Origin of the sequence: Sphingobacterium sp. LZ7M1, from assembly GCF_024296865.1 — a bacterium.
In the GTDB taxonomy this organism is placed as follows: Bacteria; Bacteroidota; Bacteroidia; order Sphingobacteriales; family Sphingobacteriaceae; genus Sphingobacterium.
The window spans coordinates 461,508-487,967 of sequence record NZ_CP101134.1 but is presented as its reverse complement, the minus strand read 5'-3'; the positions used below and the strand labels follow the sequence as shown (position 1 = coordinate 487,967).

The window sequence follows — 26,460 nt, the reverse complement described above, 5'->3', positions numbered from 1 at the left end:
TAGATGGAATTACTGTTAGTACTCGTTTTAGGTTTTTTATATGCTGCCGGGGTCTATCTGATCCTTCGGAGGAGCATGGTCAAGCTATTACTGGGAATTATGCTCTTAGGGAATGGGACGAACATCCTGATCTTCCTATTAGGTTCGATCACCAAGGGTAAACCGCCTGTGATCGATTCACAGCACAATGTTTTCCAGGATATTTATGCAGACCCTATTCCGCAGGCCTTGATTTTGACGGCAATTGTAATCAGTTTCGCCCTGACCGCCTTTGCCATTGTATTGTTAAAACGTGTTTATGCTTTAGTGGACACAGATGATTTAGATGATTTAAACACGCCGGAAGAAGAAGATATATGATCGACAACCATATTTTAGCCCCTGTATTCATACATCTTTTTACGGCAATCATACAATTGATTGCTTGGCGAAAGACTATTTCACAGCGCTTCTTAAGCGTTGGTGGAGCATTTATAGGTTTGCTGATTGCCATTCGTTTATTTGCAAAGGTGTACACGGAAGGTTCCTTGCACATGAATGCCTCCAATTGGGAGCCTCCCTTTGGGATTGTATTCGTTGCAGATATGCTGAGTACGACCATGGTCTTATTGACTTCCATTGCTGGCTTTGCCGTATCCATCTTTTCATCGGTTGGATTGAGCAGGCAACGGATGCTATATGGCTATTTCCCTATCTTCCATTTCCTGTTGATGGGCCTGAACGGAGCCTTTTTGACCGGAGACATCTTTAACCTATATGTATGGTTTGAGGTGGTAATCATTTCTTCCTTTGTATTGATGACCTTGGGGGGCAGAAAAGCGCAATTGGAAGGTGCCGTGAAGTACATGGCCATGAATATTTTGGCCTCAACATTTTTCCTGACCGGTATTGGTATCCTTTATGGAATCACCGGTTCTTTGAACATGGCTGATCTTTCCCTAAAAATCAGGGATTTTGATAATAAGGCATTGGTAGGCATTACGTCGATCTTTTTTATTTTAGGATTTGGAATCAAGTCGGCGGTATTCCCGTTGTACTATTGGTTACCTTCATCCTATCATACTCCACCCTCTGCCGTCGCGGCGACATTTGGTGGCTTATTGACTAAATTAGGGATTTACGCCATCTTAAGGGTTTTCAGCCTGATCTTTATACCCGATGAGTTCACCAGAAACCTCTTTATGGTCCTGGCTGTTTTGACGGTATTGACGGGAGCCTTTGGGGCATTGATCAAGACCAATATCAGAAGGATGTTCTCCTATCTGATCGTCTGCCATATTGGGTTTATGCTGGGAGGTATTGCTATGTTTACCAAACTCGCTTTAATGGGAACTGTATTTTACCTGATCCATGACATCATGGTCAAGACCAATATGTTCCTGATCGCAGGGTATATACGTTTGGTAAGAGGCAGCATGGACATGAAAAAACTTGGCGGATTATATAAAGATTATCCGTTAATTTCCCTGATTATCGCCTTGGTCCTGTTTTCATTGGTGGGTATTCCACCACTTTCAGGATTTTGGCCAAAGATTTATCTCTTCCAGGAAGCTTTCGTGGATAAGCAGTATTTCTTCATTGCAGCATTGATCATCGGAAGTTTGGTGACCATGTATGTGATTGCCAAGATGTGGGCCGATGTTTTCTGGAAGGATGTTCCAGCTGGAGTGGTTGTTGAGGATAAATTCCATGATCAGCCCTTGTTTAAGAAAATACTGTTGGTGGGACCGATCCTGATCCTGTGCTCCGTAACCCTGTACATTGGATTCAATGCGGAGAACATCATTACGGTGGTCGATAGAATTACAAATGAATTGTTGGACACAAGCCCTTACATCCGTACCGTTTTGGGCGATAAAGCTTTTGAACAATGATCAAGTTTTTTTTAATGAACCTGCTCCTATCCTTTATCTGGGTAGCTCTGACAGGCTCGCTGTACTATTCTAACTTTATCTTCGGCTATTTGCTGGGGTTCGGCGTGCTATGGATCATGAACAGGAATGAAACTGATCAGCGTTATTTCTATCGTGTGCCTAAGATCATCAGTTTCTTCTTTTTCTTTCTATTTGAGTTGATCAAAGCGAATATTCAGGTGGCTTATGATGTGATCACGCCGAAATACTTCTTCAAACCGGGTATCGTTCGTTATCCAGTCAATACCACGACAGATTTTGAGATCAATATATTGGCGACTTTCATTTCCCTGACTCCGGGCACACTGATTATTGACATCAGTGATGATAAGAAAGCCATTTACATCCATGTGATGTACCTCAAGGACGAAGAACAATTTATAAGGACATTAAAAACAGGGGTTGAACGGAAATTATTGGAGATATTACGATGAGTTTAGAAACCTACTTTGATTTTGTCATATTGCCAATCTTGACCATATCGGTTTTATTGGTGTTTATCCGTTTGTTCAAGGGACCATCCGTTGTGGACAGGGTGATGGCCTTGGACCTCATCATTACCATTGGTATTGGGATCATTACGGTCTACAGTATCCGTCAAGAGCAGGAAGTGCTGTTGGATGTGGCCATTATCTTGGCACTGATTGCCTTCCTCGGTACCATTGCATTCTCTTACTATATAGAAAAACAACAAGATGATTGAAATTATTCTAGCAATACTGAGCACTGTTTGTGCACTTTCTATCCTCTTTGCCTCCATCGGGGTACTGAGAATGCCTGATTTCTATCTGCGTTTATCCGTAACGGTAAAGGCTTCTACCCTAGGGGTCGGCTTGTTGCTGATCTGTGCAGCCATCATGTTCCCTGAGGATGTTTCCGTGACGACAAAATCCATTGCCATCATCTTCTTTTTACTGCTTACGGCACCAATTGCAGCCCATATGATCGGAAAGGCGGCTTATTTCATTGGTATTCCCTTATGGAAAGGTACAGTCATCGATGAACTGAAAGGGATGTACAATAAAGAAACCCACTGCCTGGAAAGCGACCCTAAAAAAGCGGACCAGAATGCACCAGACAATATCGCAGATACCGACGATGCAACAGATTAACTAAAACAGGATACTAACGGGCTTGGATGCTTTGATCCTTTTTCCTGAATCGGTTAATTTTCCCGATTTTTTATCCCTATTGAAAACGACAATTTCGTCAGTCAGCTGATTGCCAACCAAGATGAATCGCTCATTTGGACTGAAATTGAAATTTCGAGGTCCTTTCCCCTGTACTGAAATCACTTCTTTTCTTCTTAGTTTCCCATTCTTGCCAACCGCAAATGTCGTTATGGTATTGGCATCAATTCTATCGGTAGAATACAGGAATTTCCCATCTGAGGACACTTTGATATCGGCGGCGCCACTTTTTCCCTCAAACTCTGGAGAACGCATGGAGATAATCTGGTAAGAATCCCAAACGCCATCTTTCTTCTTGAAAACTTCAATATCACCGGTCATTTCCATCAGGGAATACAGGACATTGCCATTGGGATGAAAGGCGATATGCCTAGGACCTCCGCCAAGGTTGACATTGAGTTCCCCCTTTTCAACAAATTGGAATTTGCCGTTGTCGGTTTTCTGAATATCGAGGATATAAACCTTATCAGCACCTAAATCAGAAACATACAATAGATTATCGGGACCAAAAAAAGCGGAATGGATATGGGAAGCCTCTTGACGGGCTTTATCTACACTTTTTCCATGATATAGTTTGGTATCGTCCTTGGATAGGACCTCCCCTTTTGGAGAAAGCTGAAACAAATCCAAGGCACCCCCCAGATAATTGGAAACTACTGCATATTCAGCATCTTTACCGATGACCACATGGCACGGTGCTGAACCTCCAGTTGCCAGTTTATTCTGAAATTTCAGGCCCTCTTTGCCCAGTGAAAAGGAAGAAAGAGATTGACTACCATCGGTCATTTCATTTGCGGCAAGCAGGAAATAGCCTCTTCTGTCCAAGAATGAAGGGTTAGGGGTACTTGTCTCGCGGACCAAGGTTGCATCTCCAGTTTTAGTATCAAAGCTGAACTCGTAAATTCCCTTGCTTCCATTTGGGGAAGTATAGGTACCGATATAAAGTGGGATCTGGGTATTCTGAGCCTGAGTTAATGTGACATTCATGAAAAGGAATAGGAAAAATAGCTGTCGTGTGTTCATCTGTTAAATATGGTTAAATCGCCTTAAGTTTAAAGCCGTTTAAGTATTTTAGCCCGAATATCTTAGCTTAGGCTAGGTGTTATTACAATTATTACTATATAAAAGTAGAAAAAAGGCATAATATTTAATAATTTTGCGATTGAACTTTAGATTTAGTGTGACAACAGACAGCATGAAAAACTTTTCAAGTTTCCTTATATTACTTTTATTAGCTTGTACATTTCAGGCTAATGCCCAAGAAAAACTGATTGACCGCGTGGTGGCGACTGTGGGTTCCGGAATTATTTTGCAATCAGATGTTGACATGCAATATTCGCAGTACCTAGCCAACGGCGGAACGCCAAGTGAAGACTTCAAGTGTACCGCTCTTCAACAATTGATCATGACCAAATTGCTTTCACAACAGGCCGTATTGGACTCTGTGGAAGTTTCTGAATCTGAAGTTGACGACCAATTGAATGCACGTATGCGTGAAATGACGCGTAGAGCAGGTGGTAAAGAAATATTAGAAGCCTTTTTAAAGCGTTCGTTGTTGCAGTACAAAGAAGAGATGAGACCTGTCCTTTCGGAGCAGATCAAAGCTGAAAAGTTCCAGAACACCATCATTAGCAAGGTTACAGTTACTCCTCAGGAGGTAAAGAAATATTTTGAAGGGTTGAACCAAGATAGCTTACCGGCTTTCAACACGGAAGTGGAGATCGGTGAAGTGGTGATCTATCCGGAGTTGACCAAAGAAGAGAAAAACGTATTTAGGGAGAAGGCTGAAGGATATCGTAAGCAAATCATGGACGGAACTGACTTCGGAACGGTTGCCCGTTTCTATTCGGAAGATCCAGGATCGGCAGTGCAAGGGGGTGAATTGGGTTTCGCACCGCGTGAAAACTACGTGAAAGAGTTTTCGGCTATGGCCTTTAGATTGAAAGAGGGCGAGATTTCTCCCGTATTTGAAACGGAATATGGATTCCACTTCTTACAGGTATTGGAGCGCCGTGGTGAAGAGGTAAATGCTAGGCACATCCTTGTGACTACCAAACCAACTACTGCTAGTATGGACAGGATCAAAGGTAAAATTGATTCGATCTATGATAACGTACATTCTGGTAAATTACCATTCAGTACCGCAGCAACAAGATATTCAGATAATAAAGAGACCAAATTCAATGGCGGTATGGTGGTTAACCAACAATCAGCATCCCGTTCTACCTTGATCCCAGTGGATATGTTGGAAAAAGAAGTGTTCATGGCAATCGACACCTTGAAAGAAGGCCAATTGTCTAGACCATACCCATTCCAAGATCCTAGAACAGGTAAGTCTGGCTATAAGTTCACTTACTTGAAAACAAGGATTCCGCCACACAAAGCAAGCTTGGAGCAAGATTTTGCAAAGATCCAAGAAGCTGCTCAGGAGGATAAAACCCGCAGAAGCTTAAGTGAATGGTTTGAGAAGAAAACAAAGAACACCTTTGTTCACATCAACAATGAATTTGCAACTTGTGATGAACTGCAGATGTGGATTACGCCAGCGAGTGAGAACCTGGCCTCATCGAAAGAAGATTAAGAAAAATTAAATGATAAAAGAAAACCCCGATCGATTGATCGGGGTTTTTCTTTTATATTATTTTGTCCTGTTATCTTTCGAACATCATTTCTAAGATCACTTTCCATTGGAACTCGCCAGTTAGTTGCCAGATACGGATATAACTGAATTTTACCACCTTGTCCTTAAGGCCTACGGTAGCTGTTCCGGAAGTATAGGCATATTCACCGCTATAGGCACGGCCTACCTCGGTAGGATCAGTATCGATCTCGATTCTTTCTTTCTTCAGGAAGGCCAATACATTGTCCCTACCTTCGATCTCATTCTGCCAAGGGAAGTAGAAGCGGGCATCATCTGCCAAAAACTCTTTATAGCCTGTTTTAGTATCCGCTTTTAGAATAGTAGAGAAGAGTTCATCTGTTTGCAGAACGACTTCCTCACGCTGCTCTAAGCGCTTTACAGAGCGATGTTTTAGGTATGCTTTATCATCGGGTTCGTAATATTCCAAAGGACTGGCTTTCTTCTTGCCGTAGTTTTCTACTTCGGCGCGAAGGTGCGCTCTCCAGTTTCCCTTTCTGTCACGATGCCAAACCGTAAGGTACTGTCCAAAACGTTTGATGGAACCCATCTTCTGGAATTCGGTAGGTCCTGAGGTTACTCCCCAGTCCAGACTCCTTGATACAAGAACAAAGTTGGGGTTCCAGGAAAGACGATCTGGAAGATTGGGCCTATTATCTAAATAGTTGGCTGCATTGACTGGTGAAGGCACAAGGAAAGTAGATTCCTTGTCAATGATATATTTAAGTCCAGCATAGGGACTTTCTGTTTTTGAAAGATTCGCTGCTGTTCTATCAACCGAAAGAAGCCCCCCTACCTTCTCAGGTAGTTGGGCAAAACTCGAAAAAGAAATTAGCGTTGCGGCTAATAGAGTTAAGCCTTTTTTATTAATCATTACTGTAAATTTTACCTTACTAATCAAATCTTATTCCAAAGTGTCCCATCCTTACTATCTTTCAGTTGGATACCTACGGAATTCAATTGTTCGCGGATACGATCGGAGGTCACGAAATCCTTGTTTTTCTTGGCTTCATTACGCATATTGATGATGATTTGCATCAGGTCATCCATATTGTCACCTTCGCCGATCTGATCATCTTTTAGCCCTAGAATGTCGAATACAAACTCTTGCATATATTTCTTCAGCTCGTTGAGGTCTGCTTCGGTAATCGTCAATTTCCCATCATAGATGGAGTTGATGATACGCACGGCCTCAAATAACTCAGCTATTAAAACTGGGCTGTTGAAATCGTCATCCATGGCAGCATAGCTGCGTTTCTTGATTTCAGCCAAGTCACCGAAATTGGAAGATTTGGACGGTACAACTTTTTCTAATAAGCCGATAGCTGCCATCAGACGTTTATAGCCTTTATCTGCAGCATCCAAAGCATCATTGGAGAAATCCAATGTACTTCTGTAATGGGCCTGCAACATAAAGAAGCGTACGGCCATAGGTGAATATCCCCTGTTCAAAAGTGGATGGTTACCTGTAAACAGTTCTCCCGGAAGGAAACCATTTCCTGCAGATTTGGACATCCTTGTCCCATTCACGGTCAACATATTGGTATGCATCCAATATTTTGCCGGTGTGGTATGGTTACATGCTTCAGATTGTGCGATCTCATTGGTGTGGTGGGTTGCTGCCAAGTCCATTCCACCGCCGTGGATATCGAATTGATCGCCCAGATATTTCCTGCTCATTGCTGAACATTCGATATGCCATCCGGGGAACCCTACTCCCCAAGGAGAAGGCCAACGCATGATATGCTCTGGTTTAGCCTTGATCCATAAGGCGAAATCAAGTCTACCGCGTTTCTCATCCTGTCCACCCAACTCGCGGGTATTGTTCAATAGATCTTCTAGATTTCTATTGGTCAAGATGGTGTAGTTATATTCTTTGACGTATTTCTCTACGTCGAAATAGACCGTACCATTCACTTCATAGGCAAAACCATTCTTGATGATTTCCTGTACCATTTCAATCTGCTCAGAGATGTGACCGGTGGCAGTTGGTTCAATGCTTGGTGGAATGGTGTTGAATAGACGCAGTACATCATGGAATCCTATGGTATATTTTTGAACGATCTCCATGGGCTCCAATTGTTCAAGCTTCGCTTTTTTCGCAAATTTATCATCCCCCTCGTCATTGTCTCCCTCTAAGTGCCCAGCATCTGTGATATTACGCACATAACGTACTTTATATCCAAGGTGCAACAAGTAGCGGAAAATCAAATCAAAGGAAACAAAAGTCCTACAGTTCCCAAGATGCACATCACTGTACACAGTGGGTCCACAAACATACATCCCCACAAGGTTAGGATGAATGGGTACAAACTTTTCTTTCTTACGGGTAAGGGTATTGTATAATACTAAATTATGCTCCATACGACGGTTGAAACTAATTATTTTTGTCTAAAGAATATCTGGATTGGCACTCCTGAAAAGTCAAAGTTCTCGCGCAGTTTGTTTTCGATAAAACGCTTGTACGGATCTTTGATGTATTGAGGCAGATTACAGAAGAAAGCAAACATTGGCGATCTTCCTGGTAATTGCGTTACGTACTTAATCTTAATGAATTTACCCTTGGTTGCTGGGGGTGGATACCTTTCGATAATCTCCAACATCACATCATTCAATTTAGAAGTAGGGATCTTTTTGGTTTTATTGTTATAGACCTCCATAGCCGTTTCTACGGTCTTGAAGATACGTTGTTTCTCCGTTACGGAAGTAAACAGGATTGGAACATCCGTGAATGGAGCAATCTTGTTTTTGATAGCTTGCTCAAATTCCTTGGCTGTTTTATGGTCTTTTTCAATGGTATCCCATTTGTTTACCAAAATCACGATACCCTTTTTGTTTTTCTCTGCCAAGTGGAAGATATTGATATCCTGCGCTTCGATACCGTCTTTGGCATCAATCATTAAGATCACCACATCGGAATCCTCCAATGCTTTAATGGTACGCATGACCGAATAGAATTCGATATCCTCGTTCACTTTGGATTTTCTTCTCAATCCAGCAGTATCCACCATCAGGAACTCATGTCCAAATTGATTGTAATGGATACGGATGGAATCTCTGGTAGTCCCTGCAATTGGAGTTACGATATTTCTTTCTTTACCTAACAATGCATTCGTCAAAGAGGATTTACCAACGTTAGGACGTCCAACGATAGTAAACTTAGGCAATTCGGTATCATCTTCCTCTTCGTTTTCAAAATTAGAGACCACTTCGTCAAGGAGTTCACCAGTACCTGAACCAGTCATGGATGAGATATTAAAGATCTCACCTAATCCAAAGGAATAAAACTCTGCTGAATCATGGGTCTGTTTGGCGCTATCCACCTTATTGGCAACGACATATACCGGTTTTTTGCTTCGACGCAACATATTTGCGATCTCATCATCTAAATCGGTTACTCCAGTAGTGACATCCACTACAAATAAAATAACGGATGCCTCATCGATGGCAATCAAAACTTGCTCTCGAATGGCTGCTTCAAAAACATCATCTGAACCATGAACAAAACCACCTGTGTCGATCACTGTGAATTTCTTTCCGATCCATTCCGCTTGTCCATAATGTCTGTCACGGGTAACCCCGCTGTAGTCATCTACGATAGCTTTTCTACTCTCTGTCAAACGGTTATATAAGGTCGATTTACCAACATTGGGTCTCCCTACAATTGCTACGATATTTGCCATATTTCTTTCTATTCGTTACCTCACGGCAACGTTTTCAGGTATCTTGTAAAGGTACAAAGTTACGGATAAATCGCACATCTTGCGTGAGAAATCAGAAAATGACAGCTTTATGGACAAATAATGGACTTCGCTCTTTTTCAATCTCCTCTCGGGAGAAATCTTTTATTGTACTTTGGCCTATTTTTTTTCAAAAAAATAGGCCGTCCCTGAAGGGGATGGCCTAAAAATAGTTTTGAAAATTAACAGTTAGAAATGTTATTAAGAATCTCTATAGAATTTCCACTAAGTAATTTTACTTAGATGATTATCTCTACAAAGACATCTGACTTCGTCAAATTATGCTGAAAGATAGAAAATTTATTCCTAAAACTTAAATAATTCCAGGAGGAAATTTTAACCTGATTTATTAGATAAACTTCTTTAATCAGTTGAATAATAGAGTTTTTTAACATAATCGAAATCTTAATAACTCATGAATGCAAACGAATTGTTACACTATTCTTTTCAAGAAAGAAATGTATCCCAAAAGACAAATTAACACTACGTAGGTCTACCCCCTGCAAATATCATAATTCTCTAAAGTTTTTTTTAATATGACAAATAAAGTCCCAAAACTTTAATGATTTGATGGTGTAAATCAAAAGAGCAGTCTGGTATAGCTGCTCTTTTGGTATTAATAATATGTTCTAAGGATTCTGTTTCAGGACACCGTTGGAAAGTACAATCTGCTGCTCTGGAATAAATTCTATTGCTTGATTGCTCTTCGCGTCGATGGTCAAGATTGGAGTTGTTCCTGAAGTATGGGTTCCTGGATATTTTCTATCCATGAGTTTACCATTCCTGAACACATCGAACTTTCTATGTCCTTCCCAAGCAAGCTCCAATTTTCTTTCTTCCAATACGACATCCAGAGCTGTCTTCCCATTTAAGTTGGAAGCTGTCCAAAGTCCTGCTGTTGGAATTCCGGCTCTTTGCCTGATTAGGTTTACATCTTTCAATGCTGAAGTTACATCGCCTAATTTCGCACTGGCTTCCGCACGGATCAGATAAACTTCAGCTAATCTGGAAATAATCGGCGACCATAAATGCGCTTGGCCTTCCTGACCGGAACATTTCATCACATAGTATTTCAGATAACCGTTACGGTTTGCCAATTTCTTGTCAATCAAAACTGTTCTTTTCTTACCTGCAATTTGAATATAGTATTGGAAAGCTCCGGCTCCGTTAGATTCTTTGATCAGGTTCTTTTTAGCTCCAGCTTCCGTATAAGAATAATCCGTTCCAGCCTGGGTAACTTGCACACTCGCATATTTGAAATCATCAGTGACGTAATATGCATGCAATTCATTCGCTTTTTCAACAACTGGCTGGATCATTTTATAGCGGACATCTTCGGGATATTTCCTGACTTCCTCCAAATAGGTCCTGGAAGCATACATCTCCCCCCAACCTGATCCTTGGATATTGGCATACATGGATCCAATCGTACTCCATCCATCATCTGGGTAATCAATATCCTTTACGAATTTGATGGCAAAGATGTTTTCCCTGTTCTCTTCCGGAGTGGAAACGGTTAATTTATTGTAATCAGCCCCCGCCAAAAGCGAAAACTTACCGGATTCAATAACCTTATTCGCATATTGAACGGCTTTTTGATTATCGCCTTTGAACAGGTAAACCCTCGCCAACAATGCCTGTGCTGCATAAACATTTCCATATACATTGCTTTTATAGGATTTGAACATACCTTCTGCTTTCAAGAGGTCCTTCTCCAGTTGATCGTAGACCTCCTTAACGGTATTACGTGGCAGGATCTCGAATGGATCATCGGATAATTTAATCGGCACAGCCAAAGATTGTGGATCTTGGGTATAAGGCTTGCCAAACACATTTGCCAAATAGAAATACATCAGGCTTCTCAAGTAAAGATTCTCGGCGATCATCTGATCGACCTCATCACTTTCACCTTCTTTCAATTTCTGAAGCAATAAATTGGTTCCCGCAATTACACGGTAAGAGTTTTCCCAATAGCTATTGACCCTTGCATTATTGACAACTCTTTTGTAGTTGTAGTTATAAAACAGGTTATCGGTAGTTGTTCCACTTAAAGAGACATTGTCTCCAGGATATTCTGTAACACGGTGCCAATTTTCAACCCAACCTTTCAAGGTGTGGTAATTCCCCAAATGTAAAGCTTGGATAGCACCTTCAGTGTTTTCGATCGATTCATTGGTCATCGCATCATAAGGCTCCTTATCCAAAGAACAAGATGTCATCAACAGACCAACGACCCCACTTAATATGAATAATTTCTTCATCTTTCTTTCTTTTAAAATGTTAGGTTAAGCCCGAAAATCAAGCGTTTTGGTGCAGGATATTGCGAGGTAGCATCACCACCTCCAGCCTTATCTGCTGAATTATCATTTCCTAAGATCGCAGCTTCTGGATCTAGACCTGAGAACTTGGTTGAAGTCCAAAGGTTATCTCCAGATAAATAAACGTTCAATCCTTTTAATTTCAATTTGCTAACCAGGCTTTCCGAGAAGGTATAGCCTAATGTCACGTTTCTCAATCGCAAGAAATTCGTGCTTTCCAAATACCTAGAAGAGGTTTTGTTGGAAAGACTGGTATTATTGTACTCCGCTCTTGGATGTGTAGCATTCGGATTTTCAGCGGACCATCTTGACCAGCCATCCATCAGGATCATTTGATTGTATGACGCATAGGCACCATCTGAATCGAATAACTCTCTGGCAGCATTATAGGTTACACCTCCGTTTTGATAAGCAAAGCTGGCATTCAGGTTGAAACCTTTATAGTTCATTGCCGAGTTGAAACCACCCTGGAACTTAGGTGTTGCTGCTCCAACAAACTGCAATGCAGCATCGTTATAGTTAGAGGTGGTTGAAACCTCTCCAGTATTCTCGTCAATGGTTTCCCAAAGTGGATCACCATTCTCAGGATCAACTCCGGCCCACTTACGCATGTACCAAGAGTCAACATCATGACCTTCAGAGAATCGCATATTGCCTTTAGGAATATCCTGACTGTCTTTCAAGGAGGTAATTTTGTTGTTGTTATGAGCGACATTGACACCTAAATCCCATTGGAATGGGTTTTCCGGACTGAAGACCGAACCACTCAGGGCAACTTCCACCCCACGGTTCCTCAATCCACCGATGTTCAACCAATACCCATCCCATCCAGCAGTTGAAGGGAACTCCACATAATAAAGCAATCCGCTGGTGTTTTTATTGTATAAATCAACTGACAGGTTCAGTCTATTGAACATGCCCAGTTCCAAGCCTAAATTGGCATCGTACGATTTTTCCCAACTCACATTTGCATTCTGGAAGTTCTTCTGAATCGCTGCCGGCTCGCCATTGTATTGGGCATTTAGGCCATAGGTTGCGAATGAAGAGTAATAATCGATCGGCACGTTTCCAACTCCACCATAGGACGCTTTCAGACGTAACAGGTTGATGGAAGGAACATTAAAGAAAGCTTCATTATTGATATTCCAGGCACCACTTACGGAATAGAAAGCACCATACTGTTGGTTCTGGCCAAATCTTGAAGATCCATCCACACGGAAGGAAGCCATCAGGTTATAACGGTTATCATAACCATAAGTACCCTGCAAGATTCCAGACTGGAAAGAATAATCATTTTTGGTTCCGCCAAAATCAAGAACGCTAGCTGCATTCCCTAGGATCTGTGATCCTGGAGCAATCCCCTTACCCTTAGCATTCAGACTTGAATACACATAATCAGAGTATTCATAGGCTGCAAAACCTGAGACCGTATGTTTGCCGAACGTTTCATTATATTTCAACATCTGGTTAAAGAACCTGGTGATGCGCTTATCAGAAAATTGGTAGATGGTTCCTTTATCATTTCGACCAGCATTCGAATTCGGATCCGCATAACTCATGGTTGTCTGGTTATAATAGGTCAGGTTGTTCATGGATTCGAAAGTGAATCGATCTGAAATCCTATACGAGAAATCAAAGTTACCCTGCATATCAAAAGTCTGCCCCTTACCGTAGTTATATTGTAGGTCATACAAATAGTTGGTATGGTCACGACCTAACCAAAGCACATTGGCATCGGCATCTTGCGGATTCTTGATTGTTCCATCTGCATTGTTTGGGTTGTCCCATGGCAAATAGAACATCATATTATATAGTGAATGTTGTTTGTCCAGATAGGTGGTGTAAGCCGCGTTCAACTTAGGCTTGAATGTCAAGCGATCGGTCAATTTATGTTCCACATTGAAACGTCCGGTCATCCTTTCAAAATCATAACCTTTCAAAGATCCCTTTTCACCGTAGTAATTGGCACTTGCAAAAACGGAGGTCTTTTCGGTTTTACCCATGTAATTTGCCGAGAAGTCGTTCACTGGTGCGGTTTGAGTACCGTTTTTGATCCAATTATAATCGTTGTTCAGGACATCCTGGGTTACATTCGGATCAATATCTTTTTGATTAGGAAAAGTTTGATAATAATCCCAAAGCTCTTGAGAGTTCATCAGCTTAAACTGCCCGAAGTTGAATTTGCTGACACCAGAAGAAAGGTTTACCGAGAAAGTCCCTTCACCTTCGCGCAAGGCTCTTTTGGTGGTCACGACGATTACCCCGTTGGTACCTCGGGAACCATATTGCGTGGTAGCTGCGGCATCTTTCAATACCGAAATAGTCTCGATATCATTTGGGTTAATATTGGCAACACCGTGCGTGATAACACCATCCACTACCCATAAAGGGTTTGTTCCCGAAGAAAGGGAGCTTCTACCCCTGATCTTAACATTTGCTTGTTGCCCAGGTCTACCTGTTCCAACCACATCCACACCTGCAACCTTTCCCTGCAAGAGGTTAGAAACATTCGGAGACTTGCTGTCTTTCAGTTTCTTTTGATCTAAGGAAACGATGGACGCACTGATTTCTCCCTTTTTCTGCGTAGAATAACCTGTCACCACCACTTCATCAATATTCTCTTCACTCGCACTCAGCTCCACATTCAGGGTAGCACCTGTTACGGCCACTTCCTTTTTCTCATGGCCTAAGGCAGAAAACAGCAAAGTCTGACCTGTTTCAGCGCCGATACTGAATTCTCCTTCTGCATTGGTAGAAGTCGATTTACTAGGATCTTCCTTCACGGTTACTGTCACCCCTGGCAGGACGACACCTCCTGAAGTCACCTTTCCCTTTACCTCCTGTTGAAAAGCATGGATTTCCTTTTTATCCTTACTAAGATCATTGGCAACAGAATATCCACCTGATAGACTCAACCCTAAAATAATGGCTCCTGTAACTAATTGAGATCTTTTCAATGGAAAAAATGGACTTGAAAATCTCTTTATCATAATTAATCTATTAAATAAAATTTAGTAATAAGCCGTAGGCCCTATCACAACTTAGACGCAGGAAGGTAAAAGTTTATAGAAAAGATTAAATGAATATTTCACAACGAAAACGTTTGCATAAAATAAGCAAACGTTTGCATAAACAACCAAGTGTAACTTTATTGTAAAGCTTTAATCAACGGAAGGTTAAATCTTAATTTTTGTCTTCAGATAAGGATATACAAATACAGCCGCCAAGACAATAACAGCACCAAAATAGAAGCCTGTACTCATCGCTTCTTTCTGTCCAAATATCAGTAATGCTAAAATAATCCCATAAACAGGTTCCATATTTGTCGTCAGGGCAACCGTAAAGGCAGATAGTTCACGCATTACCGCAACCCCCAACACATAAGCGATTGCAGTACAAACCACTCCCAATAACAAAAGATACAATAGATCAGATTGACTGAGAATCATCTGTTCATCGAAATCCCCTGTAAACAGCATGACCAAAGAAACGCCGATCCAAGCACCGACCATCTCATATAAGGTAATCGTCGTCGGACTTCCTTTCTTTACCATTCTGGCATTCAATATAGAAAATATACTGGCACAGAATGCACAGGACAAACCATAAACGATACCCCAGAAATATTTGAACTCAAATTTAAAGATCAGATAGATTCCGAAAATGATCACCAATCCAACGATCACATCAGCAATGGAAATCCGTTTCCGGTTTATGATGGGCTCTAATATGGCTGTAAACAAGGTCACTGAAGAAAGGGTAACCAAAGTAACCGATACGGTAGACACCTTGATGGCATGAAAGAACAGAACCCAATGCAAACCTACGATGACTCCCACACCCAGATACTGCAACAGCTGATCTTTGGGAACCAACAGGGACCTCTTGGTAAAAAGATAGTACAGCACCAACGAAACCGCAGCAATCAACACCCTGTACCATACCAAATGTAGGGCAGAAACGGTAATCAATTCGCCCAGAACACCTGTAAAACCCCAAATTAATACGGTAAAGTGCAATATCAGTGTATTGCGGTTAATGGTTAACTGTGACATGGTTTGTTATGCTTATTTAGGAGCCTTTTTCAACAGATAAAAACTCAATATCAAGAAAATGACATTGGGGATCAATACAGAGATCAGAGGGTCCAATCCTCCTTTGATGGAGAACATACTTGAAAATCGTTCAAGCACGATATATATACAGCTCAAGCCGATACCTAGTCCTAAGCTCAAGCCAATACCACCACGAACTTTCTTGGATGATAGGGAAACTCCGATCAAGGTCAAGATAAAAGCCGAAAATGGATTTATGATTCTTTTATATTTTTCGAGCAGCAATTCGTTCATCATCCCGGTCCCACGAACTTCCTCCTTACTGATACGTTCATTGAGCTCATGCTGGTCCATCGTGGTAAACACGTCCTCATAGGATTCGAAATCCTGCGGGCGCATATCCAAGGTTGTATCCTTTTTCTCACCACTCAGCATCTCCTCCTTCAATCCCTTGATTTCTCTCGTGGTATAGGTGTGCAGACTCCACTTCCCTGCCACGGAATCCCAAGTCACGCGCTCTGCCATCAACTTTTCCAACATCTTGTCCCCGTCAAACTTCTCCAAACTAAAATTATATCCTACCTTGGATTTCGTATCAAAAGAGCCCATATATACATAGGTGTTTGAATCCACCTGCATATGTATGGAAGAAGAGGTTGTACTCACCTTATTGGGCTTGACATAGACGTTTTCAAAATTCACCTTCACCTTATTGGTAAAAGGGATAATGTAGACATTGGACAACAAAGTCATTCCAAATATCAAAGCTGCACAGATCATGTATGGCCTCAGCAACCTATTAAAGCTCATCCCACCACTTAGGATCGGCACAATCTCTGTCTGATCGGCCATCTTGGAAGTAAAGAAAATTACGGCAATAAAGTTGAACAGCGGAGTAAGCATGTTGATAAAGAAAGGCAAACTTCCCAATGCATAGTATTCAAAAAATACCTGCGTCATGGTTGCCCCATATTTATTGAAATCATCGATCTTCTCCGAAATATCAAATATCACAATCACGACACAGAAGATCGCCACTGTGAAAACAAAAGTAGACAAGTACTTTTTCATGATATATCGATCGATGATCTTAAACATGCGCTTTCTTTCGAATTATAGTCTTTGACCTAATACTGGAACCATTTTATTTTTCCAATCATAAAACGTTCCATCAATGATCTTTTCCCTTGCTTGATTAACTAACCAAAGATAAAAATGTAAATTATGTAATGAAGCGATTTGTGCTCCTAAAATTTCTTGCGACCTGATCAAATGTCTCAAATAAGCTTTTGTATGGATCTGATCTACCATCAAGTCTGATTCCGCTTCGATAGGGCTGAAATCATCCTTCCACTTTTCATTCTTGATATTGATGATACCATTTTGGGTAAAGAGCATTCCGTTTCTCGCATTCCTGGTCGGCATCACACAGTCAAACATATCGATACCTAACGCTATATTTTCCAAAAGGTTCACTGGAGTACCTACACCCATCAAATATCTTGGCTTATCATGCGGCAAGATATTGGTCACTACCTCAGTCATCGCATACATCTCCTCAGCCGGCTCCCCTACAGAAAGTCCGCCGATTGCATTCCCCTCTCTATTGAATGAAGCAATGGTCTCTGCCGATTTCTCACGCAGATCTTTATAAACCGAACCTTGAACGATCGGGAACAAAGTCTGATCGTATCCGTATAAAGGATCTGTGCTATCAAAACGATCACAACAACGCTTTAACCAACGGTGGGTCATTTCCATGGACCTTCTTGCATAGCGGTAATCACAAGGATAAGGTGTACACTCATCAAATGCCATAATAATATCGGCACCGATGATACGCTGTGTATCCATCACGTTCTCTGGAGTAAACAAATGTTTTGAACCGTCGATATGGGACCTGAATGTCACCCCCTCTTCCTTGATCTTCCTTACTTCAGTCAAGGAATATACTTGGTAACCTCCCGAATCGGTTAAGATCGGACGGTCCCAATTGATAAATTTATGCAGACCTCCGGCCTTATTCAACACATCCAATCCTGGTCTTAGGTACAGGTGATAGGTATTCCCTAAGATGATCTGTGCTTGAATATCATTTACCAATTCATGTTGATGCACCGCCTTTACCGTTCCGGCAGTACCAACTGGCATAAAAATAGGTGTCTGTATCTTTCCGTGAGCAGTTTCAATCTCTCCGGCCCTTCCTTTTGAAAATTTATCTTGTGCTTGAAGCGTAAAATTCATAGTAATCCTTAATCGACCGCAAAAATACTATAAAATTCTTAGCGAATGGCATATCAGCCCTTTAATTCGCATTTCTTAACAATTAACAGAAATTTGGGCGATAACCTGTATCTTTGAACCTAATTTTATGGGTTTAATATTCTATATCGATCTCGATCTATCGCTTATTCCTTATGGAGTCTTGGCGCTTTTGTTGATAATCCAACTCAACTATATTCTGTTTGTATATGGAAAATTGGCTTTCTACAAGATCAAACCCAAGCAAGAAAATGCAGCCGATAAGCAAGTTTCTGTTATCATCTGCGCACATAACGAACAAGAAAATTTAAGGACTTATCTTCCAGCTATTTTAGAGCAAGATTATCAAAATTTTGAAGTCATCGTCGTCAATGATTGCTCAGAAGATGATACCAAATGGGTTTTAAAGGAATTTGCAGAGCAATATACCCACCTCAAGATCGTTGAGATCAAGGAGCATATCCAATTAAAGCACAGCAAGAAGTTCGCCCTAACGATGGGGATCAAGGGAGCCCAATACCCTTACCTCCTGATGACGGATGCCGATTGTCAACCTACTAGTAGCAATTGGTTGCGTGAAATGGCTGGGTCCTTCCAAGAAAACAAGGAGATTGTGCTGGGCTACTCGCCATACTTCAAATTTCCAGGCTTTTTGAATCGACTAATTCGCTTTGAAACGAGCCATACCGCTATGAGCTATTTGTCGTATGCTTTAAAAGGAAATGCATATATGGGCGTAGGGAGAAATCTTGCTTATACAAAGGAGCTGTTTTTTAAGAACAAAGGATTTACCGAGCATATGCATATCAAATCAGGGGATGATGATCTTTTTGTGAATGCAAATGCCGACAAACACAATGTTGAGATCAATATCCATCCCGATGCCTTTGTTTATTCTGATCCTAAACGGACCTGGAAAAGCTATTACAAACAAAAAGCTAGACATTCGGGAGCTTCGACCTTATATAAAGGTCGCCATAAACGCATGTTGGGCACGCAATTGATCAGCGCCCTGCTGTTTTATCTGATGATAATCGTTTGTGTCGCAAATGGACCATCCTATTGGTATTTGGCTTTGGGTGCTTACCTGATCCGACTGATCTGCCAACTCTTGATCTTCAACCCAATCTACAAAAAACTAGCCGTCAGCGACCTCTTAATCTGGTTGCCGATATTAGATCTATATTATTATTTTTACATCTGCTTCAATGGATTGTTCAATCGTTCCAAAAAGCAGGTCTCTTGGAAATAAAAACCCTTAATTTATTACATCGTGAACCCTACTGTCGACATTATCTATAACTACTTCCCGAAACTGACGGAAACCCAGAAAGAACAATTTGCCAAATTGGAAGAACTATATCCCTTATGGAATGACCAGATCAATGTGATCTCCAGAAAGGATATCGAAAGCCTGTACCTGAAACATGTGCTGCATTCCTTGGCAATAGGAAAGTTTGTGGGTGAATTTGCACCTAATACAAGAGTTCTAGATGTAGGTACCGGAGGTGGTTTTCCTGGAATCCCATTAGCGATCCTATTTCCAGAGGTTAAATTCCATTTGGTGGACTCTATCGGCAAAAAGATCAAGGTAGTTCGCGAAGTAGCAGAAGGTTTAGGCCTTACGAATGTCGAAGCAGACCATATCCGTGCCGAGCAATTGGACTATAAATATGATTTTGTGGTATCCAGAGCAGTTACCCGTTTAGGCGACTTTATTCCATGGGTAAGAAACAAAATTGAAAAACAAGATAAAAATGGTATTCCTAATGGCATCCTTTATCTGAAAGGTGGTGATCTGAAAGAAGAAATCAAAGAAGCCAGAGTAAAAGCTGAACTACACCCTATATCATCTTATTTCAAAGAAGATTTCTTTGATACCAAGTATGTGATGTATATCCCGATGTAATTGACTGTTTACTTTCAGCTACTTAATAAAAAGGCGAATTGAAATAGGCACAGGGGGAGAAGATTTTTAATGTTATAAAAAAAGCAACCACAAATTGGTTGCTTTTTTTATAAAGATACTTTTAAAAATCTTAGAAACGCTAGAAAAACTAACCCCTTTTCCCTCCTGCAATTCCTTCATAGCTTCTAGGGTCTCTTTGCTGGTTATACTGCTTTGAGAAACTATTTTTCCATTTAGCTTCTTCAGAAGCTGTTTGAATAGTTTCGTTCCTTTTTCGGGCATTCAATTGTAAAGATTTTCTTGTCCATATTACCTATTGATTAATGATATTATGTCTATTGCTCACATAGAAGCAAAGATGTTGCCCTTCAACAACCCTACTTCTCTTCCACGTTCTTATTGATCTCAGCCCCGATCAAATTAATCTCCTCATCCATCCCAAACAAGGGCAAGCCACTCTCTGGATTCAGTTTCAACCAAGTGGTTTCAGTATCTTTTATGATCTGTACATATTCCTTCCCATCCTTAAAAACAGTATAGGTATCCTCCTCATCCGGAAAAACGGAATAGGTTACGCCTCCAACTTCGATATCAAAAGGTTCTTGCATTTCCATGGTATTTCTTTTTCAGCAAAGGTAATCAATTATACTTTATAGATATTGCATAAGGTGTATCGAATCCCTATCTTTAATTCTAAGCTAACCAAAATGAATGCAATAGAAAAAATTGCCTTAACCAAGATCAAAGGTATAGGCCCGAAAACAAGCCGTTTGTTACTCGCCTACTGTGGAAGCTTGGAAGAAATATTCAAATGCCCCCAAAAAGAACTTAAACTTATTCCTGGCTTACAAAAAGTCGCAATCGAACAATTGATTTCCAAAGCCTATCTGAAAGAAGCTGAGGAAGAATATCAATTTATGGAAGAGAACGATATACAGCTCCTATGGTTTGAAGATGAGAACTATCCCGCTCGGCTCAAGCATTGTGAAGATACTCCGTTGATCCTCTTCCAAAAGGGCAATTGCAACCTGAACCATGCTAAATCCATCAGTATCGTAGGCACCAGAAATGCGACCTCCTATGGCAGAAGGTTAACCGAAGAACTGGTCCATGATCTTAAGGAATTAGGAGTCTTGGTGGTTAGTGGCTTGGCATACGGCATCGATATTATGGCCCATCGGTCTGCAATGCACGAAGGCTTGGAGACTGCCGCTGTCCTGGCACATGGTCTGGATAGAATATACCCTTTTGAACACCGTGAAATAGCCGAAGAGATCAGCAGGCATGGTTGCCTCTTAAGCGAGTACCCTTCTGGAACCACTGCTGAAAAGACACACTTCCCGATGCGGAACCGTATTGTTGCAGGCCTATCCGATGTGACAGTCGTCATGGAGGCGGCCAATAAAGGAGGCGCACTGATCACCGCGGATATCGCCAATAGCTATAATCGGGATGTATGTGCCTTTCCAGGCTCGGTCGACCTCTACTATTCGGCAGGCTGCAATGAACTCATCCGATCCCATAAAGCGCACCTGATCCGAAATGCCAAGGACCTGCTCAACCTGATGCAATGGGATGAACCCGAAAGCAAGAACAAAAAAAATGTACAGCTCCCGTTAATTTTTGAATTAACTAAACAAGAACAACGAGTTTTTGACTATCTTAAAGACTGCAAAGAGTCTCATATTGATGATATTGCCGCTTACTGCGAATTTCCGCAGAGCAAACTAGCTATGATCCTCCTGGAGATGGAAATGAATGGAATCATTCAGACCTTACCAGGAAAACGTTATAAACTACCTTAAACCTAATCTTCTTTTATGCAAGAACAAGCAAGTAAAAAAGGAATTTGGAAAGTGATTGGTGCCTCCTCCTTAGGGACACTGATCGAATGGTATGACTTCTTTATTTTCGGAAGTCTTTCCATTGTTATTTCCACTAAATTCTTCCCCTCGGACAACCCAACCGCAGCCTTCCTGTCAACCTTGGCCACCTTTGCCGCTGGCTTTGTGGTCCGTCCTTTCGGCGCACTATTCTTTGGAAGATTGGGCGACCTGATCGGAAGGAAATATACCTTCATGGTCACCCTGATGCTTATGGGAGGAGCGACCTTCCTCATTGGCTGTATCCCCAGCTATGAAAGCATTGGTTTTCTGGCTCCATTGATTGTCTTGATCCTGAGACTCCTTCAAGGGCTTGCCTTAGGAGGTGAATACGGAGGGGCTGCTACCTATGTGGCCGAGCATGCTCCGAATGGAGAGCGTGGATATTGGACCTCCTGGATACAAACGACGGCTACCTTTGGGCTGTTCATTTCCTTAGTGGTCATCTTACTGACTAAACTTGTTCTGACCGAAGCCCAATTCGACCATTGGGGCTGGCGCGTTCCTTTTCTTCTTTCCATCCTTATGGTCTATGTATCATACCTGATCCGTAAGAACATGGATGAGTCCCCGGAATTCAAGAAAGCAAAAGCCGAAGGGAAGACCTCCACTAATCCACTGAAAGAAAGTTTTGGAAATAAGTACAATCTAAAGTTTGTCCTATTGGCTCTATTTGGCGCAGCAATGGGCCAAGGTGTGGTGTGGTACACCGGACAGTTCTATTCCATGAGCTTTATGAAAACGGTCATGTTCCTCGATTCCGATCAGGCTGATATTATTTTAGGGATTGCCCTGCTCTTTGGCACCCCATTCTTTGTGGTCTTTGGCAGGCTTTCGGATAAGGTCGGTCGAAAATGGGTCATGCTCACCGGTATGTTATTGGCGGTACTGACCTATAGGCCAATTTACCAAGCCATGTACCAGATTACAAACAGTCAAAACAAACAGGAATTGGTTGATAAAAGAACGGAAACCATTATTCCTGTGAGTGCAGATAATGAGCATGAGATCAAAGCGCTGACCCGATATTACGATGATGGATCACACAGCATCGAAAACACCGATACAGTCAAGGGTACCAGCAAGACTACAGTCTTTTTAGCTGGATCCAATTATGTTAAACTGATTGCATTAATCTTTATACAGATCATCTATATCACCTTGGTTTATGGTCCTATTGCGGCATTCTTGGTCGAAATCTTCCCTGTAAAAATCAGGTACACCTCCATGTCCCTACCGTACCATATCGGAAATGGAATCTTCGGCGGACTATTGCCGGCCGTTTCCACTTATTTGGCCACGAACGCCAAAACAGCGGCCGATCCGACTTTTTACTTGGAGGGCTTATGGTACCCCATCATTATTTCGGCGGTCTGTTTTGTCATAGGCGCCCTATACATCAACAAAAACATGGTTGCAAAAGATTTGAATTGATATGGAGAGCATTAAAAAAATATTAGGGATCCTTTGGATAGCTTTAGCGCTACTTGCGGCATATTTCTGCATTGCCAAATTTGGCTTGCCAAAAATTATTTCCGGAAAGCAAGAAGACGTTGTATTTGGGATTATTATTCTGTTTATCCTCACGCCGATCATCTCGATTGGCCTTGGAGTCTTTGGATATTTCGCTCTGAGGGGCGAATATCAGAAGGAAAAAATGTAATTTTCAGGTTGAATCTCAGCCTGATACGTCCTAAATGCGATTTTCTTTTCGAAAAGATTAATTTTTTGTTAATTTTGCCGTGGGTAAGTCCTCTACGACCAGCTCCCATTGACTCCCCCAGGTTGGGAACAAAGCAAGGGTATTTGGTTGAGCGGTGCGATAGAGGGAGCTTACCCATTTTTTATTGGCCTAAACTCTCCTTTATTTCCTTCATTTCGTTTTCTAAATACACATATTAGATATTTTTCGTTTATTTGTAAACCGAATTAACATGAGTCTATGAGTTGGTTTAAAAGAAACAAAGCAGGTATACATACTGCAACAGAAAACAAAAAAGAGGCACCTGATGGGATGTGGAACAAATGTCCTAACTGTAAAAAACCTCTTTTGAATGTGGAACAAGTTGAAAACAAGTATGTTTGCCATTACTGTGATTACCACATCCGCATTGGATCAACTGCCTATTTCTCCATATTATTCGACAACAACGAATTCACTGAATTATTTCCGAACCTGAAAGCGGGTGACCCATTAAACTTTGTGGACACTAAACCTTACAAAGACAGATTATTGGATAGTCAAGCGAAAACGGGTCTGAACGATGCCTTGAGATCTGCCGTTGGTAAAGTTAACGGGCAAGACCTTGTTGTAGCTTGTATGGATTTCTCCTTTATTGGGGGGTCAATGGGTTCTGTAGTTGGAGAAAAAATCTCTAGATCCATCGATTACTGTATCGAGCATAAATTACCTTTTATGTTGATCTCTAAATCTGGTGGTGCCCGTATGATGGAAGCCGCATTCTCCTTGATGCAAATGGCTAAGACCTCAGCAAAACTAGCCCTTTTAGCTCAAGCTAAATTACCTTACATCTGTTTATTGACTGATCCAACCACTGGTGGGGTAACAGCATCTTATGCCATGTTAGGTGACATCAATATCGCTGAACCAGGTGCATTGATCGGTTTCGCTGGACCTCGTGTCATCAAAGAAACCATCAAAAAAGACCTTCCTAAAGGTTTCCAAACTTCAGAATTCGTTCTGGAACATGGTTTCCTAGACTTCATCGTCGACAGAAGACAATTAAAAGAAAAAGTATCCACTTTCCTTAAAATGGTAAAGTAGAGTTACTCTAAACATATTGGAAAGCGAGCTAGACATGGCTCGCTTTTTTTTATCCCTAATCTTCTCCCTTACTTGACCCTTCCATTTTGGAGTCTGCTTCGAGAATCATTCGAGACATATTCGAGAAACCTTGCCAAAAAACTCCAGCCAATTCGAAATTTCCGAATATGCCTCGAATGAGGTCAAATCATCAACCGGAAAACCTGCCCTATTTTTGAAAACGAATTGTCCAGCAAGGCTAAACAGAAAAAAGATTTAGATTTTTTTGTTAAATTTAGATAACAATAAACCTAAAAAAATCACATGAACTTAAAAAATCTCTTTTTACTTTCCCTGTTGGCCGTATTCGCTTTTCAGCAAAATGTACTCGCCCAGCTTCGGGTACCAAATTTCTTTTCGGACCATATGGTTTTGCAGCGTGGAACCGATATCAATTTCTGGGGATTGGCGCCTGCCAGTTCGGAAATCCGTATTGTTGGAACATGGTTTCAAGATACCGTAAAAGCAAAGACGAATGGTGATGGGCAATGGAAAACCACCTTGCCAGCAGGAAAAGCTGGAGGACCCTATGAGATCAAGATTATGGCCAACCAAGAGAGCATCACCTTGAAAGATATTCTATTAGGAGATGTCTTCTTGTGTTCAGGACAATCTAATATGGAATGGGGAGCGGCACAGAACCTCAAAGAGATCATCGATGAGATGCCAACTGCCAATAATCCGAACATCAGGTTATTACATATCAGCAGGAACGGCGCCTTGACCCCTCAAGATCAGATTTCCAATAAATGGGCAACCCTAAGTGCAGAGTCCTTACAACCTTTTTCAGCCATTGGTTATTTTATTGCAAAAGAGATCAATTCCCAGGAGCAGGTTCCTATTGGAGTGATCAACTCCAGTTGGGGTGGCACGGCCGCAGAAGTATGGACACCGAGTTATTTAATCGATAACGATCCTTTCCTCTTGCAGCGAGCTAAGCAACAAAGCGCAAATGATTGGCGACCGCACAACAGTGGGGTTCTTTGGAATGCCATGGTACATCCCTTTGCAGGCTATAATATCACGGCTGCATTCTGGTACCAAGGCGAGAGCAATGTAGGAACTTGGGATGGATATGATAAACTGATGAAAACCATGATCAATTCATGGAGATCGGCTTGGAACGATGATTTTCCTTTTTACTTCGTTCAGATTGCACCCTTCCAATATAACAATAAAGAGCCTCTCGCAGCCTATCTAAGAGAACAGCAGACCAAGACCGCAACTGAATTGCCCAACACCGGCATGGTCGTGATTACAGACCTTGTCGACAATATTAAGGACATCCATCCTATCCAGAAAAAGGCAGTTGCCAAACGGTTGGCAGATCTAGCACTTGCAGAGGTTTACCATAAACCCCTGAAAGATTATAAATCACCAATCTTTAAATCGCAGGAAATAAAAGGCAACAGCATTGAAATTAGCTTTAGTAACCTAGAGGGGAAATTAACTTCAAAAGGTGAAATTACTGACTTATTTATTGCAGGAGCAGACAAGCAGTTCAAAGCGGCCAAAGGCAAGATTAAGGGCGACAAGCTGATTGTAGAATCTGCAGAGGTCAAAAATCCAGTAGCGGTACGTTTTGGATTCACGGAGATCGCTATGCCAAATCTGTATAATTCCAATGGATTACCGGTATCCCCGTTTCGAACAGATCAATGGTAATGTTCCATGCATCATGGCCATAATGAAAGCAGTTGAAAAGTTGGGGGCGTAGTACATACGCCC

General features: G+C 41.5%; 23 protein-coding genes and 1 other RNA gene. 14 read left to right on the top strand and 10 right to left on the bottom strand.

Features of this window, described 5'->3' with window-relative positions:
* Positions 1 to 3 precede the first annotated feature (3 nt).
* The 5 genes from NMK93_RS02120 to mnhG are packed head-to-tail and all read left to right on the top strand — an operon-like array spanning position 4 to position 3,025.
* On the top strand, positions 4 to 360 hold the full coding sequence (locus tag NMK93_RS02120) for a Na+/H+ antiporter subunit C (RefSeq protein WP_185211268.1): 357 nt from the start codon (positions 4 to 6) through the stop codon (positions 358 to 360).
* Positions 357 to 1,874, top strand: coding sequence for a proton-conducting transporter membrane subunit (locus NMK93_RS02115; RefSeq protein WP_254526513.1), 1,518 nt, complete (start codon positions 357 to 359; stop codon positions 1,872 to 1,874). The genes NMK93_RS02120 and NMK93_RS02115 overlap by 4 nt, the downstream gene beginning before the upstream one ends.
* Positions 1,871 to 2,347: a Na+/H+ antiporter subunit E gene (locus NMK93_RS02110; RefSeq protein ID WP_094255556.1), complete on the top strand. Its 477-nt coding sequence runs from the start codon at positions 1,871 to 1,873 to the stop codon at positions 2,345 to 2,347. The genes NMK93_RS02115 and NMK93_RS02110 overlap by 4 nt, the downstream gene beginning before the upstream one ends.
* Positions 2,344 to 2,616, top strand: coding sequence for a monovalent cation/H+ antiporter complex subunit F (locus tag NMK93_RS02105; RefSeq protein ID WP_093100515.1), 273 nt, complete (start codon positions 2,344 to 2,346; stop codon positions 2,614 to 2,616). The genes NMK93_RS02110 and NMK93_RS02105 overlap by 4 nt, the downstream gene beginning before the upstream one ends.
* Positions 2,609 to 3,025 (top strand): monovalent cation/H(+) antiporter subunit G, encoded by a 417-nt coding sequence (gene mnhG / locus NMK93_RS02100; protein WP_254526514.1) that lies wholly within the window; start codon positions 2,609 to 2,611, stop codon positions 3,023 to 3,025. Before NMK93_RS02105 ends, mnhG begins: the two co-directional genes overlap by 8 nt.
* Here mnhG and NMK93_RS02095 read toward each other — a convergent pair whose 3' ends face one another.
* The gene (locus tag NMK93_RS02095) at positions 3,026 to 4,090 is read right to left on the bottom strand and encodes a lactonase family protein (RefSeq protein WP_254526515.1); all 1,065 of its coding nucleotides are present in this window, start codon (positions 4,088 to 4,090) and stop codon (positions 3,026 to 3,028) included.
* A gap of 208 nt (positions 4,091 to 4,298) precedes the next feature.
* Here NMK93_RS02095 and NMK93_RS02090 point away from each other — a divergent pair, with 208 nt between their 5' ends.
* A complete protein-coding gene (locus tag NMK93_RS02090) occupies positions 4,299 to 5,684 on the top strand; it encodes a peptidylprolyl isomerase (RefSeq protein WP_254526516.1) in 1,386 nt (461 codons plus the stop codon).
* Between the two features lie 70 nt (positions 5,685 to 5,754).
* Here NMK93_RS02090 and NMK93_RS02085 read toward each other — a convergent pair whose 3' ends face one another.
* The 8 genes from NMK93_RS02085 to tgt form a co-directional block, all read right to left on the bottom strand.
* On the bottom strand, positions 5,755 to 6,615 hold the full coding sequence (locus tag NMK93_RS02085) for a DUF4440 domain-containing protein (protein ID WP_185211273.1): 861 nt from the start codon (positions 6,613 to 6,615) through the stop codon (positions 5,755 to 5,757).
* Positions 6,616 to 6,638: 23 nt separating this feature from the next.
* A complete protein-coding gene (gene cysS / locus NMK93_RS02080; protein ID WP_185211274.1) occupies positions 6,639 to 8,105 on the bottom strand; it encodes a cysteine--tRNA ligase in 1,467 nt (488 codons plus the stop codon).
* 17 nt (positions 8,106 to 8,122) lie between these two features.
* Positions 8,123 to 9,424 (bottom strand): ribosome biogenesis GTPase Der, encoded by a 1,302-nt coding sequence (der, locus tag NMK93_RS02075; RefSeq protein WP_185211275.1) that lies wholly within the window; start codon positions 9,422 to 9,424, stop codon positions 8,123 to 8,125.
* Positions 9,425 to 10,110: 686 nt separating this feature from the next.
* Complete coding sequence (locus tag NMK93_RS02070) at positions 10,111 to 11,742, bottom strand: RagB/SusD family nutrient uptake outer membrane protein (protein WP_254526517.1); 1,632 nt, start codon at positions 11,740 to 11,742, stop codon at positions 10,111 to 10,113.
* A gap of 11 nt (positions 11,743 to 11,753) precedes the next feature.
* The gene (locus tag NMK93_RS02065; protein WP_254526518.1) at positions 11,754 to 14,789 is read right to left on the bottom strand and encodes a SusC/RagA family TonB-linked outer membrane protein; all 3,036 of its coding nucleotides are present in this window, start codon (positions 14,787 to 14,789) and stop codon (positions 11,754 to 11,756) included.
* Positions 14,790 to 14,975: 186 nt separating this feature from the next.
* Positions 14,976 to 15,854 (bottom strand): DMT family transporter, encoded by an 879-nt coding sequence (locus NMK93_RS02060; RefSeq protein WP_185211278.1) that lies wholly within the window; start codon positions 15,852 to 15,854, stop codon positions 14,976 to 14,978.
* Between the two features lie 12 nt (positions 15,855 to 15,866).
* Positions 15,867 to 16,952, bottom strand: a complete 1,086-nt coding sequence (locus tag NMK93_RS02055; protein ID WP_093100532.1) for an LptF/LptG family permease — start codon at positions 16,950 to 16,952, stop codon at positions 15,867 to 15,869.
* A gap of 15 nt (positions 16,953 to 16,967) precedes the next feature.
* Positions 16,968 to 18,098 carry a tRNA guanosine(34) transglycosylase Tgt gene (gene tgt, locus NMK93_RS02050; protein WP_254526519.1) on the bottom strand — a complete coding sequence of 377 codons (1,131 nt, stop codon included), beginning with the start codon at positions 18,096 to 18,098 and terminating at the stop codon, positions 16,968 to 16,970.
* A 127-nt stretch (positions 18,099 to 18,225) separates the two neighbouring features.
* Between tgt and NMK93_RS02045 the strand changes: the two genes are divergently transcribed.
* Both NMK93_RS02045 and rsmG read left to right on the top strand, forming a co-directional pair.
* Positions 18,226 to 19,368 carry a glycosyltransferase gene (locus NMK93_RS02045; protein WP_254526520.1) on the top strand — a complete coding sequence of 381 codons (1,143 nt, stop codon included), beginning with the start codon at positions 18,226 to 18,228 and terminating at the stop codon, positions 19,366 to 19,368.
* Positions 19,369 to 19,389: 21 nt separating this feature from the next.
* The gene (rsmG, locus tag NMK93_RS02040; protein WP_254526521.1) at positions 19,390 to 20,025 is read left to right on the top strand and encodes a 16S rRNA (guanine(527)-N(7))-methyltransferase RsmG; all 636 of its coding nucleotides are present in this window, start codon (positions 19,390 to 19,392) and stop codon (positions 20,023 to 20,025) included.
* Between the two features lie 377 nt (positions 20,026 to 20,402).
* Here rsmG and NMK93_RS02035 read toward each other — a convergent pair whose 3' ends face one another.
* The gene (locus NMK93_RS02035) at positions 20,403 to 20,639 is read right to left on the bottom strand and encodes a hypothetical protein (protein WP_254526522.1); all 237 of its coding nucleotides are present in this window, start codon (positions 20,637 to 20,639) and stop codon (positions 20,403 to 20,405) included.
* A gap of 93 nt (positions 20,640 to 20,732) precedes the next feature.
* Here NMK93_RS02035 and dprA point away from each other — a divergent pair, with 93 nt between their 5' ends.
* The 6 genes from dprA to NMK93_RS02005 all read left to right on the top strand — a co-directional run bounded on the left by dprA (position 20,733) and on the right by NMK93_RS02005 (position 26,397).
* Complete coding sequence (gene dprA, locus NMK93_RS02030; RefSeq protein WP_254526523.1) at positions 20,733 to 21,830, top strand: DNA-processing protein DprA; 1,098 nt, start codon at positions 20,733 to 20,735, stop codon at positions 21,828 to 21,830.
* A 15-nt stretch (positions 21,831 to 21,845) separates the two neighbouring features.
* Positions 21,846 to 23,342: an MFS transporter gene (locus NMK93_RS02025; protein WP_185211285.1), complete on the top strand. Its 1,497-nt coding sequence runs from the start codon at positions 21,846 to 21,848 to the stop codon at positions 23,340 to 23,342.
* A gap of 1 nt (position 23,343) precedes the next feature.
* Complete coding sequence (locus NMK93_RS02020; protein WP_254526524.1) at positions 23,344 to 23,571, top strand: DUF6814 family protein; 228 nt, start codon at positions 23,344 to 23,346, stop codon at positions 23,569 to 23,571.
* 81 nt (positions 23,572 to 23,652) lie between these two features.
* Positions 23,653 to 23,750, top strand: an RNA gene (ffs, locus tag NMK93_RS02015) — signal recognition particle sRNA small type.
* A 100-nt stretch (positions 23,751 to 23,850) separates the two neighbouring features.
* A complete protein-coding gene (gene accD, locus NMK93_RS02010; protein ID WP_094255578.1) occupies positions 23,851 to 24,693 on the top strand; it encodes an acetyl-CoA carboxylase, carboxyltransferase subunit beta in 843 nt (280 codons plus the stop codon).
* 303 nt (positions 24,694 to 24,996) lie between these two features.
* Positions 24,997 to 26,397 (top strand): sialate O-acetylesterase, encoded by a 1,401-nt coding sequence (locus tag NMK93_RS02005; protein WP_254526525.1) that lies wholly within the window; start codon positions 24,997 to 24,999, stop codon positions 26,395 to 26,397.
* Positions 26,398 to 26,460: the final 63 nt, after the last annotated feature.

Bases quoted from the DNA above. Each gene is read 5' to 3' on its own strand.
- NMK93_RS02120 (WP_185211268.1), top strand. From the start codon at position 4: ATGGAATTACTGTTAGTACTCGTTTTAGGTTTTTTATATGCTGCCGGG.
- NMK93_RS02115 (WP_254526513.1), top strand. From the start codon at position 357: ATGATCGACAACCATATTTTAGCCCCTGTATTCATACATCTTTTTACG.
- NMK93_RS02110 (WP_094255556.1), top strand. From the start codon at position 1,871: ATGATCAAGTTTTTTTTAATGAACCTGCTCCTATCCTTTATCTGGGTA.
- NMK93_RS02105 (WP_093100515.1), top strand. From the start codon at position 2,344: ATGAGTTTAGAAACCTACTTTGATTTTGTCATATTGCCAATCTTGACC.
- mnhG (WP_254526514.1), top strand. From the start codon at position 2,609: ATGATTGAAATTATTCTAGCAATACTGAGCACTGTTTGTGCACTTTCT.
- NMK93_RS02095 (WP_254526515.1), bottom strand. From the start codon at position 4,090: ATGAATGTCACATTAACTCAGGCTCAGAATACCCAGATCCCACTTTAT.
- NMK93_RS02090 (WP_254526516.1), top strand. From the start codon at position 4,299: ATGAAAAACTTTTCAAGTTTCCTTATATTACTTTTATTAGCTTGTACA.
- NMK93_RS02085 (WP_185211273.1), bottom strand. From the start codon at position 6,615: ATGATTAATAAAAAAGGCTTAACTCTATTAGCCGCAACGCTAATTTCT.
- cysS (WP_185211274.1), bottom strand. From the start codon at position 8,105: ATGGAGCATAATTTAGTATTATACAATACCCTTACCCGTAAGAAAGAA.
- der (WP_185211275.1), bottom strand. From the start codon at position 9,424: ATGGCAAATATCGTAGCAATTGTAGGGAGACCCAATGTTGGTAAATCG.
- NMK93_RS02070 (WP_254526517.1), bottom strand. From the start codon at position 11,742: ATGAAGAAATTATTCATATTAAGTGGGGTCGTTGGTCTGTTGATGACA.
- NMK93_RS02065 (WP_254526518.1), bottom strand. From the start codon at position 14,789: ATGATAAAGAGATTTTCAAGTCCATTTTTTCCATTGAAAAGATCTCAA.
- NMK93_RS02060 (WP_185211278.1), bottom strand. From the start codon at position 15,854: ATGTCACAGTTAACCATTAACCGCAATACACTGATATTGCACTTTACC.
- NMK93_RS02055 (WP_093100532.1), bottom strand. From the start codon at position 16,952: ATGTTTAAGATCATCGATCGATATATCATGAAAAAGTACTTGTCTACT.
- tgt (WP_254526519.1), bottom strand. From the start codon at position 18,098: ATGAATTTTACGCTTCAAGCACAAGATAAATTTTCAAAAGGAAGGGCC.
- NMK93_RS02045 (WP_254526520.1), top strand. From the start codon at position 18,226: ATGGGTTTAATATTCTATATCGATCTCGATCTATCGCTTATTCCTTAT.
- NMK93_RS02035 (WP_254526522.1), bottom strand. From the start codon at position 20,639: ATGGAAATGCAAGAACCTTTTGATATCGAAGTTGGAGGCGTAACCTAT.
- dprA (WP_254526523.1), top strand. From the start codon at position 20,733: ATGAATGCAATAGAAAAAATTGCCTTAACCAAGATCAAAGGTATAGGC.
- NMK93_RS02025 (WP_185211285.1), top strand. From the start codon at position 21,846: ATGCAAGAACAAGCAAGTAAAAAAGGAATTTGGAAAGTGATTGGTGCC.
- NMK93_RS02020 (WP_254526524.1), top strand. From the start codon at position 23,344: ATGGAGAGCATTAAAAAAATATTAGGGATCCTTTGGATAGCTTTAGCG.
- accD (WP_094255578.1), top strand. From the start codon at position 23,851: ATGAGTTGGTTTAAAAGAAACAAAGCAGGTATACATACTGCAACAGAA.
- NMK93_RS02005 (WP_254526525.1), top strand. From the start codon at position 24,997: ATGAACTTAAAAAATCTCTTTTTACTTTCCCTGTTGGCCGTATTCGCT.